This window comes from Escherichia coli DSM 30083 = JCM 1649 = ATCC 11775, from assembly GCF_003697165.2.
Lineage (GTDB): Bacteria > Pseudomonadota > Gammaproteobacteria > Enterobacterales > Enterobacteriaceae > Escherichia > Escherichia coli.
Genome location: NZ_CP033092.2, coordinates 2,334,123 through 2,348,852, shown reverse-complemented (window position 1 = coordinate 2,348,852; position 14,730 = coordinate 2,334,123). Strand labels below are relative to the sequence as shown.

14 protein-coding genes and 2 tRNA genes are annotated in these 14,730 nt (G+C 48.1%); 7 read left to right on the top strand and 9 right to left on the bottom strand.

The genetic code is table 11. From position 1 onward, the window contains the following. Positions 1-7 precede the first annotated feature (7 nt). Positions 8-649, bottom strand: coding sequence for a riboflavin synthase (gene ribE / locus EAS44_RS12425; RefSeq protein WP_000493947.1), 642 nt, complete (start codon positions 647-649; stop codon positions 8-10). Between the two features lie 214 nt (positions 650-863). Between ribE and mdtK the strand changes: the two genes are divergently transcribed. Continuing rightward, positions 864-2,237 carry a multidrug efflux MATE transporter MdtK gene (gene mdtK / locus EAS44_RS12420; RefSeq protein WP_001174963.1) on the top strand — a complete coding sequence of 458 codons (1,374 nt, stop codon included), beginning with the start codon at positions 864-866 and terminating at the stop codon, positions 2,235-2,237. A gap of 40 nt (positions 2,238-2,277) precedes the next feature. On the opposite strand, the gene ydhQ is transcribed toward mdtK, so the two are convergent. Beyond that, positions 2,278-3,534, bottom strand: a complete 1,257-nt coding sequence (gene ydhQ, locus EAS44_RS12415) for an AIDA repeat-containing protein (RefSeq protein ID WP_025856933.1) — start codon at positions 3,532-3,534, stop codon at positions 2,278-2,280. Positions 3,535-3,842: 308 nt separating this feature from the next. Here ydhQ and EAS44_RS12410 point away from each other — a divergent pair. From EAS44_RS12410 to ydhS, 4 genes are all read left to right on the top strand, one after another. Further along, positions 3,843-3,919: transfer RNA gene (locus tag EAS44_RS12410), tRNA-Val, on the top strand. Positions 3,920-3,923: 4 nt separating this feature from the next. Then, positions 3,924-4,000 (top strand) — tRNA-Val (locus EAS44_RS12405). A gap of 107 nt (positions 4,001-4,107) precedes the next feature. Beyond that, positions 4,108-4,413: a monooxygenase gene (gene ydhR, locus EAS44_RS12400; protein WP_000212647.1), complete on the top strand. Its 306-nt coding sequence runs from the start codon at positions 4,108-4,110 to the stop codon at positions 4,411-4,413. Positions 4,414-4,538: 125 nt separating this feature from the next. Continuing rightward, entirely contained in the window at positions 4,539-6,143 is a 1,605-nt protein-coding gene (gene ydhS, locus EAS44_RS12395; RefSeq protein WP_000716884.1) for an FAD-NAD(P)-binding protein, read from the top strand. 11 nt (positions 6,144-6,154) lie between these two features. Here ydhS and ydhT read toward each other — a convergent pair whose 3' ends face one another. The 7 genes from ydhT to fumD all read right to left on the bottom strand — a co-directional run bounded on the left by ydhT (position 6,155) and on the right by fumD (position 12,550). After that, entirely contained in the window at positions 6,155-6,967 is an 813-nt protein-coding gene (ydhT, locus tag EAS44_RS12390) for a protein YdhT (RefSeq protein ID WP_000587583.1), read from the bottom strand. Positions 6,968-6,970: 3 nt separating this feature from the next. Beyond that, on the bottom strand, positions 6,971-7,756 hold the full coding sequence (phsC, locus tag EAS44_RS12385; RefSeq protein WP_001069964.1) for a thiosulfate reductase cytochrome B subunit: 786 nt from the start codon (positions 7,754-7,756) through the stop codon (positions 6,971-6,973). Beyond that, positions 7,753-8,421, bottom strand: a complete 669-nt coding sequence (ydhX, locus tag EAS44_RS12380; RefSeq protein WP_001362847.1) for a 4Fe-4S dicluster domain-containing protein — start codon at positions 8,419-8,421, stop codon at positions 7,753-7,755. The genes phsC and ydhX overlap by 4 nt, the downstream gene beginning before the upstream one ends. A 63-nt stretch (positions 8,422-8,484) precedes the next feature. Beyond that, a complete protein-coding gene (ydhW, locus tag EAS44_RS12375) occupies positions 8,485-9,123 on the bottom strand; it encodes a YdhW family putative oxidoreductase system protein (protein WP_001350657.1) in 639 nt (212 codons plus the stop codon). Positions 9,124-9,135: 12 nt separating this feature from the next. Then, entirely contained in the window at positions 9,136-11,238 is a 2,103-nt protein-coding gene (ydhV, locus tag EAS44_RS12370) for an aldehyde ferredoxin oxidoreductase (protein ID WP_001273559.1), read from the bottom strand. A gap of 20 nt (positions 11,239-11,258) precedes the next feature. Next, positions 11,259-11,885, bottom strand: coding sequence for a ferredoxin-like protein (ydhY, locus tag EAS44_RS12365; RefSeq protein ID WP_001070245.1), 627 nt, complete (start codon positions 11,883-11,885; stop codon positions 11,259-11,261). A 455-nt stretch (positions 11,886-12,340) separates the two neighbouring features. Further along, the gene (fumD, locus tag EAS44_RS12360; RefSeq protein WP_000528342.1) at positions 12,341-12,550 is read right to left on the bottom strand and encodes a fumarate hydratase FumD; all 210 of its coding nucleotides are present in this window, start codon (positions 12,548-12,550) and stop codon (positions 12,341-12,343) included. Between the two features lie 354 nt (positions 12,551-12,904). Here fumD and EAS44_RS25695 point away from each other — a divergent pair, with 354 nt between their 5' ends. Together EAS44_RS25695 and pykF are read left to right on the top strand one after the other, a co-directional pair. Further along, positions 12,905-13,099, top strand: a complete 195-nt coding sequence (locus EAS44_RS25695; RefSeq protein WP_242788909.1) for a hypothetical protein — start codon at positions 12,905-12,907, stop codon at positions 13,097-13,099. A 7-nt stretch (positions 13,100-13,106) separates the two neighbouring features. Continuing rightward, positions 13,107-14,519 (top strand): pyruvate kinase PykF, encoded by a 1,413-nt coding sequence (gene pykF, locus EAS44_RS12355; RefSeq protein ID WP_001295403.1) that lies wholly within the window; start codon positions 13,107-13,109, stop codon positions 14,517-14,519. The last annotated feature ends 211 nt before the right edge of the window (positions 14,520-14,730 follow it).

The window sequence follows — 14,730 nt, the reverse complement described above, 5'->3', positions numbered from 1 at the left end:
TTTCAGATCAGGCTTCTGTACCTGGTTGATTCATGGCATTTTCTCGTGCCGCCAGCACTCGTTCTACCGTATCTACCACTGCCTGAGTTTGTGGATCGATTTCAATGTTGACGCGTGCGCCAAGTTTTTTCTTCCCAAGAGTCGTGCGTTCCAGTGTTTCCGGAATTAAATGGACGCAAAAGCGCGTTGGCGTGACTTCGCCGACGGTCAGGCTAATACCGTCGATGCCAATAAATCCTTTGTACAGGATATATTTCATCAACTGACTATCCTGGACTTTAAACCAGATCTGGCGATTATTTTCCGAGGTTAATATTTTCGCGACTTCAGCGGTGGTCATAATATGACCTGACATTAAGTGTCCGCCAATTTCATCGCTGAATTTCGCCGCACGCTCAACGTTTACCCAATCCCCCACTTTTAAATCGCCAAGATTAGTAATGCGTAACGTTTCTTTCATCAGGTCAAAACTGACATGGTTGCCGTTAATTTCCGTCACGGTCAGGCAGCAACCGTTATGCGCCACGGACGCACCGGTTTCCAGTCCGTCCAGCATGTGGTCGGGTAACTCCACCACATGCGTACGAAAATTTGGTTTTTCGTCAATAGACACCAGTTTTGCGGTGCCCTGTACAATCCCCGTAAACATACTTACAACTCCTGAAATCAGTTAAGACATTCTGTTCAGCACAATAGCAGGTGGAAAACGCCCTTACCAGTGAAGGGGCAAGAATGGCTATTTTTTCACTGGAGAATTAATAAATCCTCGCTACAATAGACTGAATTTCCCCTGCTTCTTCTTTTTGCTGCCCATTCAGGCGGCTTTTTAGTCTCTCATATAACTACAAATAAAAGGTGTTCACGTGCAGAAGTATATCAGTGAAGCGCGTCTGTTATTAGCATTAGCAATCCCGGTGATTCTCGCGCAAATCGCCCAAACTGCGATGGGTTTTGTCGATACCGTGATGGCGGGCGGCTATAGTGCCACCGACATGGCGGCGGTCGCTATCGGTACTTCTATCTGGCTTCCGGCGATCCTCTTTGGTCACGGACTGCTGCTGGCATTAACGCCGGTTATCGCGCAATTAAATGGTTCCGGTCGACGTGAGCGCATTGCGCATCAGGTGCGACAAGGTTTCTGGCTGGCGGGTTTTGTTTCCGTTCTCATTATGCTGGTGCTGTGGAATGCGGGTTACATTATCCGTTCCATGCAAAACATCGATCCGGCTCTGGCGGACAAAGCCGTGGGTTATCTGCGTGCGTTGTTGTGGGGCGCGCCGGGCTATCTGTTCTTCCAGGTTGCCCGTAACCAGTGTGAAGGTCTGGCAAAAACCAAGCCGGGTATGGTAATGGGCTTTATCGGCCTGCTGGTGAACATTCCGGTGAACTATATCTTTATTTATGGTCATTTCGGTATGCCTGAGCTCGGTGGCGTTGGTTGTGGCGTGGCTACTGCGGCGGTGTATTGGGTCATGTTCCTTGCCATGGTTTCTTACATTAAACGCGCCCGCTCCATGCGCGATATTCGTAACGAAAAAGGCACCGCTAAGCCCGATCCTGCGGTTATGAAACGACTGATTCAACTCGGTTTGCCGATTGCGCTGGCACTGTTCTTTGAAGTGACACTGTTTGCCGTCGTGGCTCTGTTAGTGTCTCCGCTCGGTATTGTTGATGTCGCAGGACACCAGATTGCCCTGAACTTTAGTTCACTGATGTTTGTGCTTCCCATGTCGCTGGCGGCAGCGGTAACTATCCGCGTAGGTTATCGTCTGGGTCAGGGCTCAACGCTGGATGCGCAAACCGCTGCGCGGACCGGGCTTATGGTGGGTGTCTGTATGGCAACCCTGACGGCCATTTTCACGGTTTCACTGCGGGAGCAAATCGCCCTGTTGTACAACGACAATCCCGAGGTTGTAACGCTGGCTGCGCATTTGATGTTGCTGGCGGCGGTATATCAGATTTCTGACTCTATCCAGGTGATTGGCAGTGGGATTTTGCGTGGTTATAAAGATACACGTTCCATTTTCTATATCACCTTTACGGCTTACTGGGTGCTGGGCTTGCCAAGCGGCTATATTCTGGCACTGACCGATCTGGTCGTTGAACCTATGGGGCCAGCAGGCTTCTGGATAGGCTTTATTATTGGCCTGACGTCGGCAGCCATTATGATGATGCTGCGTATGCGGTTCCTGCAACGTCTGCCGTCAGCCATCATTCTGCAACGAGCAGCTCGCTAGTAAAGACAAGGCGCAACCTTCACGGGTTGCGCCTGTGTTTTTACGCAGGCTGGAGCGTTGCGCCAATCCCGTCTTCGTCTGGCTGTAGTTTCAGTGCGTTACACAGAGTTTGCCGACTGGCATCTGTTATCTCAACGTGTATATCACCAGTAACTTCCCCTTTCACATTGATGAAGTCAGGTGAAATTTCTTTCGCACTGGTTTGCAGGCAAATCGCTCCCTCTCCGCGCAGGCGTTTCACTTTCAGTTGCACATGCGTTGCCGCACCAGTGATTAGCCACAGTTTTCCGCCATTGAGATTGATGTTACCAACACTGAAAGTGACACTATCACCTTTTACCGTACTGCCGTCGAGAATCAATACACCGCCCTGCTGTACAGTAATCGTTGATTGTTGCAGATCTGCGCCATAGCCAATAATCATTGAAGCGCCGTCCAGTAATGCAACACTACCGGTCAGTTCAACCGGTGCGCGATCTTCCTCTACGACAAAATTTTCGTCCGCGCTGGTGGGTGACAACAGGATCACTGTCCCACCTTGTATTACCGCATTTTCCAGCGTACCGGCATGCACTTCAGCCCGACCACCCACATTAACGGACAGGTTTTGCGTCTTACCGGAACTGTAGAGCTGAAGACCATCCGTACCCAGACGATAGATGACTCCATTCTCAACAATAGTGTCAGAGTCTTCACCACCGAGATTATTCATGGTGCCACCAGCAAGCAACGTATCATTGGCTTTCCCCGCCAGCATAAAAACGCCGCCCTGATTAATCTCACAATTGCTGGCTTCCCCACCTGGATACACCAACAATTCACCACCTTCATCTACCACGACCGCTGAGGTTGTCCCATTGACCAACAGGCCACCCTCTTGATCGAGAATAATTTTTTCCGCGCGATGTCCTTCCAGTACACGCAGGTTACCGCCATTTTCCAGCAACAAACCGCAGGCATAACCCTGATCAACGCTGAATTCACCTTCGGGATGGCGGCCATTAACCGTAGCGAGCGTAGAGAGACTAATTGCGCCTCCCTCGGACTGAACAATATCTGTGGCAATGGCACCGTCGCTGACCGATAGCGTGCCATTGTTACCGTACTGTGTGCATTTGGCGATCCCACCGGTTGCCACTTTCAACCAGCCAGCCCCCGTGACCACGGTATTTTCGGCTCTTGCGCCAGCTTCAACTATTAACTCACCTTCAGTAAGTTGCGTCGCGCCAATGACCTCGCCGGTCTTAACAATTTGCACGTTCCCGTCGCTCATCAAGTTTTTCGCATCAGATCCCATGATTTATTCCTTTGCTGCATCTGTGTGCCTTTATTGCTACCTAAGTGTAAAGGCTACGGAGGATTTATCCACGACAGATTTTGAGATGGTGGCAAACAACTCTGTTTAAACTCTGATACACAGATTATTGGGTTGTGTCAGATGTAAATGCGATCCTGAATAAAAATCGCCCTTGCAAATCAACAAAATATAGCCAATTTGCTTAAAAGCTCTGCAAACGGTCGAAATAGCGCAGAAAAATACGTTTTGCCTCTTGCCACCTTCCCACTCTGCCGCTAATATTCGTCCCCGTTGTCACCTACAACGTTGCGTTCATAGCTCAGTTGGTTAGAGCACCACCTTGACATGGTGGGGGTCGTTGGTTCGAGTCCAATTGAACGCACCATCCTGCGTCCGTAGCTCAGTTGGTTAGAGCACCACCTTGACATGGTGGGGGTCGGTGGTTCGAGTCCACTCGGACGCACCAGATTTTCTTAATCTGGTCTTCTCCTTTTTCCCTCTGTTTCTTCTCTGTATCCAATACGTTAAAAGATTTACACTGTCTTCGTATGCGTTATCAGAAGGAGAATCGCTATGGCAACTTTGTTACAACTTCATTTTGCTTTTAATGGCCCATTTGGCGACGCAATGGCTGAGCAGCTTAAACCGCTTGCTGAGTCGATTAATCAGGAACCTGGTTTTCTGTGGAAGGTATGGACAGAAAGTGAAAAGAACCACGAAGCCGGTGGGATCTACCTTTTTATTAATGAAAAAAGCGCCCTTGCCTATCTGGAAAAACATACTGCCCGACTGAAAAATCTCGGCGTTGAGGAAGTAGTCGCCAAAGTTTTCGACGTCAATGAGCCACTTAGTCAAATCAATCAGGCAAAACTCGCCTGACAGAATTTAATCAAGGGCGGTTAGCGCCCTTTTTATCCCTGTCTGAAATTTCTCAAATTCTAAAAATCTCAACCAAACTTATCTGATAACACTAAATTCGAAAGAATGCGTACAGGTAAGTAACAATGAAAAAAATTGCTATTGTGGGTGCCGGGCCTACGGGGATCTACACCTTATTCTCGCTTCTACAGCAACAAACGCCACTTTCTATTTCTATCTTCGAGCAGGCTGACGAAGCCGGTGTCGGGATGCCATACAGTGATGATGAAAACTCAAAACTGATGCTGGCAAACATTGCCAGTATTGAAATACCGCCGATTTATTGCACGTATCTCGAATGGCTACAAAAGCAAGAAGCCAGCCATCTCCAGCGTTATGGCGTTAAAAAAGAAACCTTGCACGATCGTCAGTTTTTACCGCGAATTCTGCTGGGCGAATATTTCCGCGATCAATTTTTACGATTAGTAGACCAGGCACGACAGCAAAAATTTGCAGTGGCTGTTTATGAATCATGCCAGGTTACCGATCTGCAAATTACAAATGCTGGCGTCATGATCGCTACAAATCAGGATTTACCCAGCGAGACGTTTGATTTAGCGGTGATTGCCACGGGTCACGTCTGGCCTGATGAAGAAGAAGCAACCAGAACGTATTTTCCCAGCCCGTGGTCAGGCCTGATGGAAGCAAAGGTCGATGCGTGTAACGTGGGTATTATGGGAACATCCTTGAGCGGACTGGATGCGGCAATGGCAGTGGCTATTCAGCATGGTTCGTTCATTGAAGATGATAAACAACACGTCATTTTTCACCGCGATAACGCAAGTGAAAAGCTAAATATTACGTTAATGTCGCGCACAGGTATTTTACCCGAAGCCGATTTCTATTGCCCTATTCCCTACGAGCCCTTACACATCGTCACTGATCAAGCATTAAATGCTGAGATTCAAAAAGGCGAAGAGGGCCTTTTGGATCGGGTATTTAGATTGATAGTAGAGGAAATCAAATTTGCTGATCCAGACTGGAGCCAACGCATAGCCTTAGAAAGCCTGAATGTCGATTCCTTTGCTCAAGCCTGGTTTGCCGAGCGCAAACAACGCGACCCATTCGACTGGGCAGAAAAAAATCTCCAGGAGGTCGAACGCAATAAACGAGAAAATCATACTGTTCCCTGGCGTTATGTCATTCTGCGCCTGCATGAAGCCGTACAGGAAATTGTTCCTCATCTGAATGAACACGACCATAAACGGTTCAGTAAAGGCCTTGCCCGGGTTTTCATCGATAATTATGCGGCAATCCCTTCAGAGTCTATTCGTCGACTACTGGCCTTACGTGAAGCGGGAATCATTCATATTCTCGCCCTCGGTGAAGACTACGAAATGGAAATTAATGAGTCGCGCACCGTCCTGAAAACGGAAGACAATAGCTACTCGTTTGACGTTTTTATTGATGCCCGTGGGCAGCGTCCGCTTAAAGTGAAAGATATTCCTTTCCCTGGACTACGCGAACAATTACAGAAAACAGGGGATGAAATCCCTGATGTTGGCGAAGATTATACGTTACAGCAACCCGAAGATATTCGTGGGCGCGTAGCGTTCGGCGCGTTGCCCTGGTTGATGCACGACCAGCCTTTCGTTCAGGGACTTACGGCATGTGCAGAAATTGGAGAGGCGATGGCTCGGGCGGTCGTAAAACCTGCATCCCGTGCGCGTCGGCGTCTTTCGTTTGATTAAAGGTAAAGCTATCAGCACTCAACAAACTGATGTTGTTCATTAAGACGATAGCGGACTCCGGCTCGAATATTGTTTTCACCTTCAATGGCGACGGCGAAGCGAACTCTTTCGCCGTCATGATATGCGAGTGCGGCGCATCCCCCTGGCCCGAGAATAATTGAGTCGACCACGCCCGTGCTCACTACTGTTGAATTTTCACCGCTGGCAATGATGTGTACATTGTCGCCGCAGTTGGCAATTCTGGCGTTTGCGCCAAAGCTGGCGATTTGCACCAGGTCACCATTACTGGCGACATGACACCGTTCACCCAATGTACAAACGCGTACTCGCATTCCGGTATTCGCAATCCGACTGCTATCTCCAGCGCTGCTTATCCGCGAAGAATTACCGGTTACAGCAACCCGTGCGCGTGCACCGGAGCTGCCAATGTGACTGTTAAAGCCGACACTTCCAATCCGCACGCTATAACCCATACTGGCAATTTGCGCGGCATACCCAGCGGTTGCGATTCTGGCGTTATCCTCACAACAGCCGATGCGAGCATGATCGTCGCTGCGGGCAAACTGACTGCAAAATAGTCGTTCTCCGGGATCTGTGGCCAGTTTTTGCATAGAAGAAACTTCCTGATGCGCGAAGTTTTCATCCGCCAGCCATTTTTTCCACGCATACTCAACCAGACTCTCCGCCCAGTCCGTATATCCTTCCTCAATCAGTGCATGATGAATATCGGCATAACTACCGCCACGTGGGAAATGGCGCAGAAACCAGCGATACATCACCGCTCCGATACGCCATTCTCGCAGGTCTGCTCGTGTAATGATCATTCGTTAGTGCCGGTGATAGCCATCGACCATGCTTTTAAAGGTTTCGTGTGGCGTACGCCCCGTGGTGCAAAGATAAAGATGACCGAAGATAAAAAAGAGGCTTATAAATGCCAGAGCAAAATGCGCCTGCAATAACCAGTATCTTACGCCAGGAAACACATCTCCCACGGCTTGCGGATAGAGACACAGCAGCTCCGTCAATAGTAACAACGGCAGCAATCCATACATGACACCAACATAGGCAACCTGCTGTAAGGGATTAAATTTAGACTGGGTTGTTGCCGGGAAAGGATGTTCTTCCCCCTGCATAATGCCAAACAAATAGAATCGCGTTTGTTTTGCCGCTCGCTCCAGCCACCCCTGACGACGAATGCGATAGTGGTGACCATTACCCCCAACGGCATTGATCAGAACAAAGCCGAGCCAGCATGCCAGTAACAAAAATCCGCAAACTTCATGCACCGCAACCAGACTTTTAACCGCAGTTGCGCCCACCAGCGCAAAGTGATTTATCAGCCCACTTGCCAGCAACAATACAAAGAGTAACGCATTCGACCAGTGCCATAATCTGACCGCTTTGCTGTAAAGATAAACCTTCTCACCATGGTCGGTGGCTGATTTCTTCACGCCACGAGCACGAAGCAAGGCATGCAGCCCCAGCACCAACCACATCCCTACCAGCAATAGTCCGGCAATGATCAACCACACCGGCCAAAATTGGGGAGTGAACAGTGGCACATAGTTCGCCAACTGGCTCTGAAACTGTTCAGCATGTTGCGACGGGTTCATACATTTTCCTTTTTAATCAAATGTTGACCGAACCGGCGATACAGGTGCGGTTTCCCGGCACCAGGTAGCTGATATTGATAGTATTTATTTTCCTGCAACCACGCCTGAATTTCTGGGCTATCTTCGCGACCAAAGATCAATGCGTGTTCCGGACAGGCGCTGACGCAAATGGGCGGAAAGCCTTTTGCCAGTCGGGACTCAGCGCAGAAATCACATTTATCTGCCACTTTAGTGACAGGGTTAAGGTAGCGAACCTGGTAAGGACAAGCGCCAATGCAATAACTGCAGCCGATGCACTGCGATTTTTCTACCCGTACGATCCCCTGCTCATCACGCCACGATGCCGCTGTCGGACAAACGTCGATGCACGGAGCATCTTCGCAGTGCTGACATGACTGGCGAAAAAAGTGATACTGCGTTTCGTTGTCGTTATCGGTGACTGGAATGTGTGCTATCGATAAACGGCTTCCCTGAGCGGGGACGTGGTTAGTTTTACGGCATGCGCGGGCGCAAATATTACAGCCATTGCACCGTGACTCGTCATGAATCATGGCATACCGAACTTCCTTTTCTTGCCTCGTGTTCGCTAACAGAGAAGACGCAGAACCAGTAAAAAAGATTACTGTTCCCATCCCCAGAACAAATTTGCGTCGAGTGAAGGACATCTGATTATCCCCTAATGCAGTGGCTGCTACTGTCCACCCTATCCATGACATCTCCCTGAAATTTCAGGGGTTCTGAAACTGCTCTACCTCGAACCATTCGCATAAGCCATACGCCTTGCCATAGGTCATAAATCGCTCGCTAAACAAGTACAACACCGCCGTCGATGACTCCACCTGCCGTATATCGGCATATTCAGGTGCAACATCCATCGCGGCGATCGCGGCTTCAATCTGCGCTTCCTGGAAGTAATATGGCGCTTGCATCAGCATGGCGACTTTGTAAGGACGAGGATACGTCTGGCACTCAAAACGAACGGCGTGTGCAATAGCGCGACAAATGTCCTGCTCCACAACTTGCAAAGACATCGCCGCGTAGTTTTCACTCATGGCCTGCGTTGAGTAATAGTAATCATCCTGGCTTCCCGTCAAACAAGCGATATCCGCGTGGTCTCCGTTCTGCTTAATGTTTTCCAGCAAAACTGACAGTTCCTCTTCTGCAACCGAATAGGGCGGCGAGAGAAACACGGCGCGCGCCACCAGCTGCCCAGCCGCAGAATGCTGACGAATGAACTCTGCCAGGATTTCAGCAGGTTCTGGTTCGGTTACCGTATCAACGGGGTGACGCATCCCCTGCAACCATTGCCGCTTCGCCTCATCAACTTCGCTGACTTTCGCTAACGGCAATTCATCCTGATGGTTCATCTCACCCATTCCTTACGCAGGCAGTAGATTGTGTGCTGCCAGATCGGCGGCAATATCTTCCAGCCCCAGACGCTGCAATGTTTCACGGGTCGGACAACCAAGCTGTGGGTCCCAGCCCATTTCTTTGTAGAACATCGTGAGCGAAGCATGCATATCGTCACGATCCATTTTGTCAGTACCTTCAGTAAAGACCGGGATCTGCGGATCCTTATCGAATACCCAGGAACAGATAAGATCGTGCTCATTACGCATATCTTTAGTTTGCATCAGTTTTACCGTGTAGGCGCGATGCAACGTAAAGATACGCTCTGCAGCTAAATCTAATTTTTCCTGAGTCATATCTTCGCCAGTGATCGCTTTGAAGAATTTGGCTTCAAGCGCCAGATCGCCCCGATAATTACGGCTTTTCAGCGGCGAAACGGTCATTGGCCAGACCCAGTTGCACAGGGTGACGGCGTTATGCAAACAGACCCGCAACAGCGACCACTTAGCATATTTAATTTTTGCGTCATTGATTGGCGTGTAGTTTTTGGTTTCATCGTAAGCATCTTCAGAACCAAAAAGTTCTTTCGCCACTTCACGTTGCAGTTTCAATGGCAAGCCGGAACCAATAAAGTTGATATGGGTATGCGTCATGCAGTCACGGTTGAACATACAGTTAACAATGGAGCCGACCTGCGCTGACGCTTCATTGGCGTGGTGAACTGGATAGCCAAACGGCGACCAGAGTTTATTTTTCGCGTAGCCCCAGTACTCTTCACCCAAATTCCAGCGTTCTGCGATGGCATATGAACCATCAGCCAGGTGACTCAGCTCACCCACGCGATGCGCCAGACGGTAGTAAAAATCTTTAATGAAGTTAACGTCACCCGCTTCCAGTTGATCCCAGCGAATTTCCGCATACTCTTCAGCAGGCAGAACACGCTTGAACACCCCTTTGCTGTAACAATAGGTAAAGTCGCGATGAAGCTGACCATAGTTACACCATAGGCCGTAGTCATCGAACAGATTCAGACCAACCAGGTTACCAATCACACGACCATCATCTTTATCTTCAAAATCTTTCGGACCGTTCGGGAAGATGGTGGTATGGACAAAGTTTGCTACACAAGTGTTACCACCTGTGCTGGGCACGCCAAACTCTTTCACCCGAGGAATATTCATTTGGGTCATACAACGGATCGGGCAAGAGTGGCAGCCACTCATTTTTACTGTGTATTTCTCTGCCGCCGGACCTAAGTCAAAAACGGATTTATAGGTACGAAAGCCGACCGTGTTCTGATTGCCTGGCGGAATCTCACCCGTTTCAATCGGACCACCTTCAGCCGCGCCCCAAAACAACCCTTTACGTGCAGTCCAACGTGACTTGGGATCTGAATACTCTGCCCACGATTGCGGCGTACTTGGCACGACATGGTTGTTATTCGCACCGATAAGTTCAGTCATCATGTAATCGTTGAGACGCTTCATCTCCTGACGATCGGCAATGTTGACCCCTTTCGTCCCTTCAACCGCAATCGCTTTCAGGTTTTTCGAACCCATTATTGCGCCAGTTCCCGCACCACCGCTATGGTTACGGCTATTCAACATGCCAGAGAGAGGAACAAGGTTTTCCCCAGCCTGACCAATAGCCGCCACACAGGTTTCAGGGCTGGTCAATCGACAAATCTCTTCCGTCGTTGCGCGCGTCCCTTTTCCCCATAAGAAATCGGCTTTTTCCAGGCTAACTTTGTCATCTTTAATATTCAGCCATACCGGTGATTTCGCTTTCCCTTCGATAATAATGACGTCGTATCCAGCGAATTTCATTTGCGCTGCAAAAAAGCCCCCCATATGGGCATCGACGACTAAATTTCCTTTGGTAAAAGTAGAAAGTGAGGTGATATTTACGCGAGAACTACAGGGGGCACCAGATCCAGTTAATGGGCCGGTAGCAAAGACTAATTTATTCGCTTCATCGAAAGGTTTCGTGCCTGGCGGTACTTCGTCATACATAATTTTGTAGCCGAAGCCCATGCCACCGACAAAACTTTTAAACTTACTGGAATCTTCGAGGGTAATATTTCCTGTCGTGAGATTGACTCTTAATATATTACCTGTCCAACCGTTAGCCATGATTTTTTCCTTTGCAAGATTCACACAGTAATATCTTTCCACTCGATAATTTTTAACGCCCCTGTTGGGCAGGCGTTTGCGCATTCACCGCATAACACACATTTCGAGGATTTTTTACTTTCGGTATTTACGGTGGCCATCATCCACGGGCACGCCGTAGTACAGGCGCTACAGCCAATACAACGTTTATGATCGACGGTAATACAGCCTTCTTCCTGTTGCCAGGTAATCGCACCAATCGGGCAGACATTCATGCATTGCGGTTCTTTGCATTGACGGCAGGTGTCCGCGGTATAGTTGAGATCGCCATACAGGCCGCCACCAGAGCCAACCCCGTTATCGCCAAAGAAATAATTGCGATGGATTTTGATACGGGAGAAGAATGTCCCTACTGAGCCATCGTTGAAGTTGGTACAAGAGATTTCACAGCGGTGGCAACCCGTGCATCGCGCACGATGGGTCACCAGCACCCCTTTGGGTGTATTTATCAAGCCTACTGTGCCGCTATCAATATCTTCCTGTTTGCAACCCAAAAGTGACAGTAACGCAGGGGCAATTGTTAAACCAGCAAGGCCTTTTCCTGATATACGCAAGAATTCTAATCGCGTTAAGCCAATATTTAATAGTGGACGATCAACCGGGTTCATTTATTTCGCATCCTCTTCGCAAACACAGTGCTGACAATTCAGCAGCCTGATATTAGGCACTCAACTAATACGCTGCTGACTCTGTCCTCAACACCAGATATTTTCCCTAACCCAATAGTGTATGAGAAAAGATTTAACGCTGATAAACTAATCCTTTATGGTTAGGAGAAAAAATAATGTGATTATTCTGGGCTCTTAACATTGATCGTTATCAATTAAAATCACAAAGCAAGAAATTATAAGTGAAGTGATATTTATTATCATTTGAAATAAATTTAACTTAACCGACAATTATTTGTGAAGTTCATCGCAGAAAATAAAAATAACTTTATCGCTATAAATTAAAATACACACCGAAATTCGTATAATTTCAGCAGTTGTTATTTAGAATGATTAACTGGACCGCAACTGAAGCAAGAATATCAGGATGAAGCTTACCGCCTCATCCTGAATGGTCATTTTACCAGTGCGTTAATGACGGTTTCCATCGCCTGCTTTTCCAGCTCACTGCGCTGAATGCGTTTATTGGCTAATGCTGTACGTAATACGCCTGCGATAACAATATGCTTTGGTTCCTGCCCCAGATCGCGCATTTCCAGCACAACTTTACCGACAACTCTGCACATTTCTCGGTACAGTTCATCCTCTTTTGTCCGATTTCCCATTCTTTATACCTATTTATCATGCCAACTATCAGCATATATCAATCTAACCAATTAAACAAAAATCAAACAAAATCAGATAAATAACGCGATAAATTATTTTAACTGTAGCAATTGAGCGATGATGTATTTATACACCGGATGAACTTTCACTTATCTTCACAGTGACACCCCCGGCACAAGACGTTGCGCAAACAGCGAAGTTTTTGCGTAACCTTTTCCCTGGAACGTTAAATCTTTGATAACAATTTATTGTCTAACAAGTTGTATATTTTTTGAAACGCTGTTTTTGTTTTCCTTTTGGATTAATTTCAGCGTATAATGCGCGCCAATTGACTCTTGAATGGTTTCAGCACTTTGGACTGTAGAACTCAACGACTCAAAAACAGGCACTCACGTTGGGCTGAGACACAAGCACACATTCCTCTGCACGCTTTTTCGATGTCACCTATCCTTAGAGCGAGGCACAACCACTTTCGTAATACCGGATTCGCTTTCCGGCAGTGCGCCCAGAAAGCAAGTTTCTCCCATCCTTCTCAACTTAAAGACTAAGACTGTCATGAAAAAGACCAAAATTGTTTGCACCATCGGACCGAAAACCGAATCTGAAGAGATGTTAGCTAAAATGCTGGACGCTGGCATGAACGTTATGCGTCTGAACTTCTCTCATGGTGACTATGCAGAACACGGTCAGCGCATTCAGAATCTGCGCAACGTGATGAGCAAAACTGGTAAAACCGCCGCTATCCTGCTTGATACCAAAGGTCCAGAAATCCGCACCATGAAACTGGAAGGCGGTAACGACGTTTCTCTGAAAGCGGGTCAGACCTTTACTTTCACTACTGATAAATCTGTTATCGGCAACAGCGAAATGGTTGCGGTAACGTATGAAGGTTTCACTACTGACCTGTCTGTTGGCAACACCGTACTGGTTGACGACGGTCTGATCGGTATGGAAGTTACCGCCATTGAAGGTAACAAAGTTATCTGTAAAGTGCTGAACAACGGCGACCTGGGCGAAAACAAAGGTGTGAACCTGCCTGGCGTTTCCATTGCCCTGCCAGCACTGGCTGAAAAAGACAAACAGGACCTGATCTTTGGTTGCGAACAAGGCGTAGACTTTGTTGCTGCTTCCTTTATTCGTAAGCGTTCTGACGTTATCGAAATCCGTGAGCACCTGAAAGCGCACGGCGGCGAAAACATCCACATCATCTCCAAAATCGAAAACCAGGAAGGCCTCAACAACTTCGACGAAATCCTCGAAGCCTCTGACGGCATCATGGTTGCGCGTGGCGACCTGGGTGTAGAAATCCCGGTAGAAGAAGTTATCTTCGCCCAGAAGATGATGATCGAAAAATGTATCCGTGCACGTAAAGTCGTTATCACTGCGACCCAGATGCTGGATTCCATGATCAAAAACCCACGCCCGACTCGCGCAGAAGCCGGTGACGTTGCAAACGCCATCCTCGACGGTACTGACGCAGTGATGCTGTCTGGTGAATCCGCAAAAGGTAAATACCCGCTGGAAGCGGTTTCTATCATGGCGACCATCTGCGAACGTACCGACCGCGTGATGAACAGCCGTCTCGAGTTCAACAATGACAACCGTAAACTGCGTATTACCGAAGCGGTATGCCGTGGTGCCGTTGAAACTGCTGAAAAACTGGATGCTCCACTGATCGTGGTTGCTACTCAGGGCGGTAAATCTGCTCGCGCAGTACGTAAATACTTCCCGGATGCCACCATCCTGGCACTGACCACCAACGAAAAAACGGCTCACCAGTTAGTACTGAGCAAAGGCGTTGTGCCGCAGCTGGTTAAAGAGATCACTTCTACTGATGACTTCTACCGTCTGGGTAAAGAACTGGCTCTGCAGAGCGGTCTGGCACACAAAGGTGATGTCGTAGTTATGGTTTCTGGTGCACTGGTACCGAGCGGCACTACTAACACCGCATCTGTTCACGTCCTGTAATATTGCTTTTGTGAATTAATTTGTATATCGAAGCGCCCTGATGGGCGCTTTTTTTATTTAATCGATAACCAGAAGCAATAAAAAATCAAATCGGATTTCACTATATAATCTCACTTTATCTAAGATGAATCCGATGGAAGCATCCTGTTTTCTCTCAATTTTTTTATCTAAAACCCAGCGTTCGATGCTTCTTTGAGCGAACGATCAAAAA

What these genes read in the sequence shown, in the direction of transcription:
- fumD (WP_000528342.1), bottom strand. Translation starts at nt 12,550, where the DNA reads ATGGGAAATCGGACAAAAGAGGATGAACTGTACCGAGAAATGTGCAGA.
- ydhV (WP_001273559.1), bottom strand. Translation starts at nt 11,238, where the DNA reads ATGGCTAACGGTTGGACAGGTAATATATTAAGAGTCAATCTCACGACA.
- ydhS (WP_000716884.1), top strand. Translation starts at nt 4,539, where the DNA reads ATGAAAAAAATTGCTATTGTGGGTGCCGGGCCTACGGGGATCTACACC.
- ydhY (WP_001070245.1), bottom strand. Translation starts at nt 11,885, where the DNA reads ATGAACCCGGTTGATCGTCCACTATTAAATATTGGCTTAACGCGATTA.
- phsC (WP_001069964.1), bottom strand. Translation starts at nt 7,756, where the DNA reads ATGAACCCGTCGCAACATGCTGAACAGTTTCAGAGCCAGTTGGCGAAC.
- ydhW (WP_001350657.1), bottom strand. Translation starts at nt 9,123, where the DNA reads ATGAACCATCAGGATGAATTGCCGTTAGCGAAAGTCAGCGAAGTTGAT.
- ydhR (WP_000212647.1), top strand. Translation starts at nt 4,108, where the DNA reads ATGGCAACTTTGTTACAACTTCATTTTGCTTTTAATGGCCCATTTGGC.
- ribE (WP_000493947.1), bottom strand. Translation starts at nt 649, where the DNA reads ATGTTTACGGGGATTGTACAGGGCACCGCAAAACTGGTGTCTATTGAC.
- ydhX (WP_001362847.1), bottom strand. Translation starts at nt 8,421, where the DNA reads ATGTCCTTCACTCGACGCAAATTTGTTCTGGGGATGGGAACAGTAATC.
- ydhQ (WP_025856933.1), bottom strand. Translation starts at nt 3,534, where the DNA reads ATGGGATCTGATGCGAAAAACTTGATGAGCGACGGGAACGTGCAAATT.
- ydhT (WP_000587583.1), bottom strand. Translation starts at nt 6,967, where the DNA reads ATGATCATTACACGAGCAGACCTGCGAGAATGGCGTATCGGAGCGGTG.
- pykF (WP_001295403.1), top strand. Translation starts at nt 13,107, where the DNA reads ATGAAAAAGACCAAAATTGTTTGCACCATCGGACCGAAAACCGAATCT.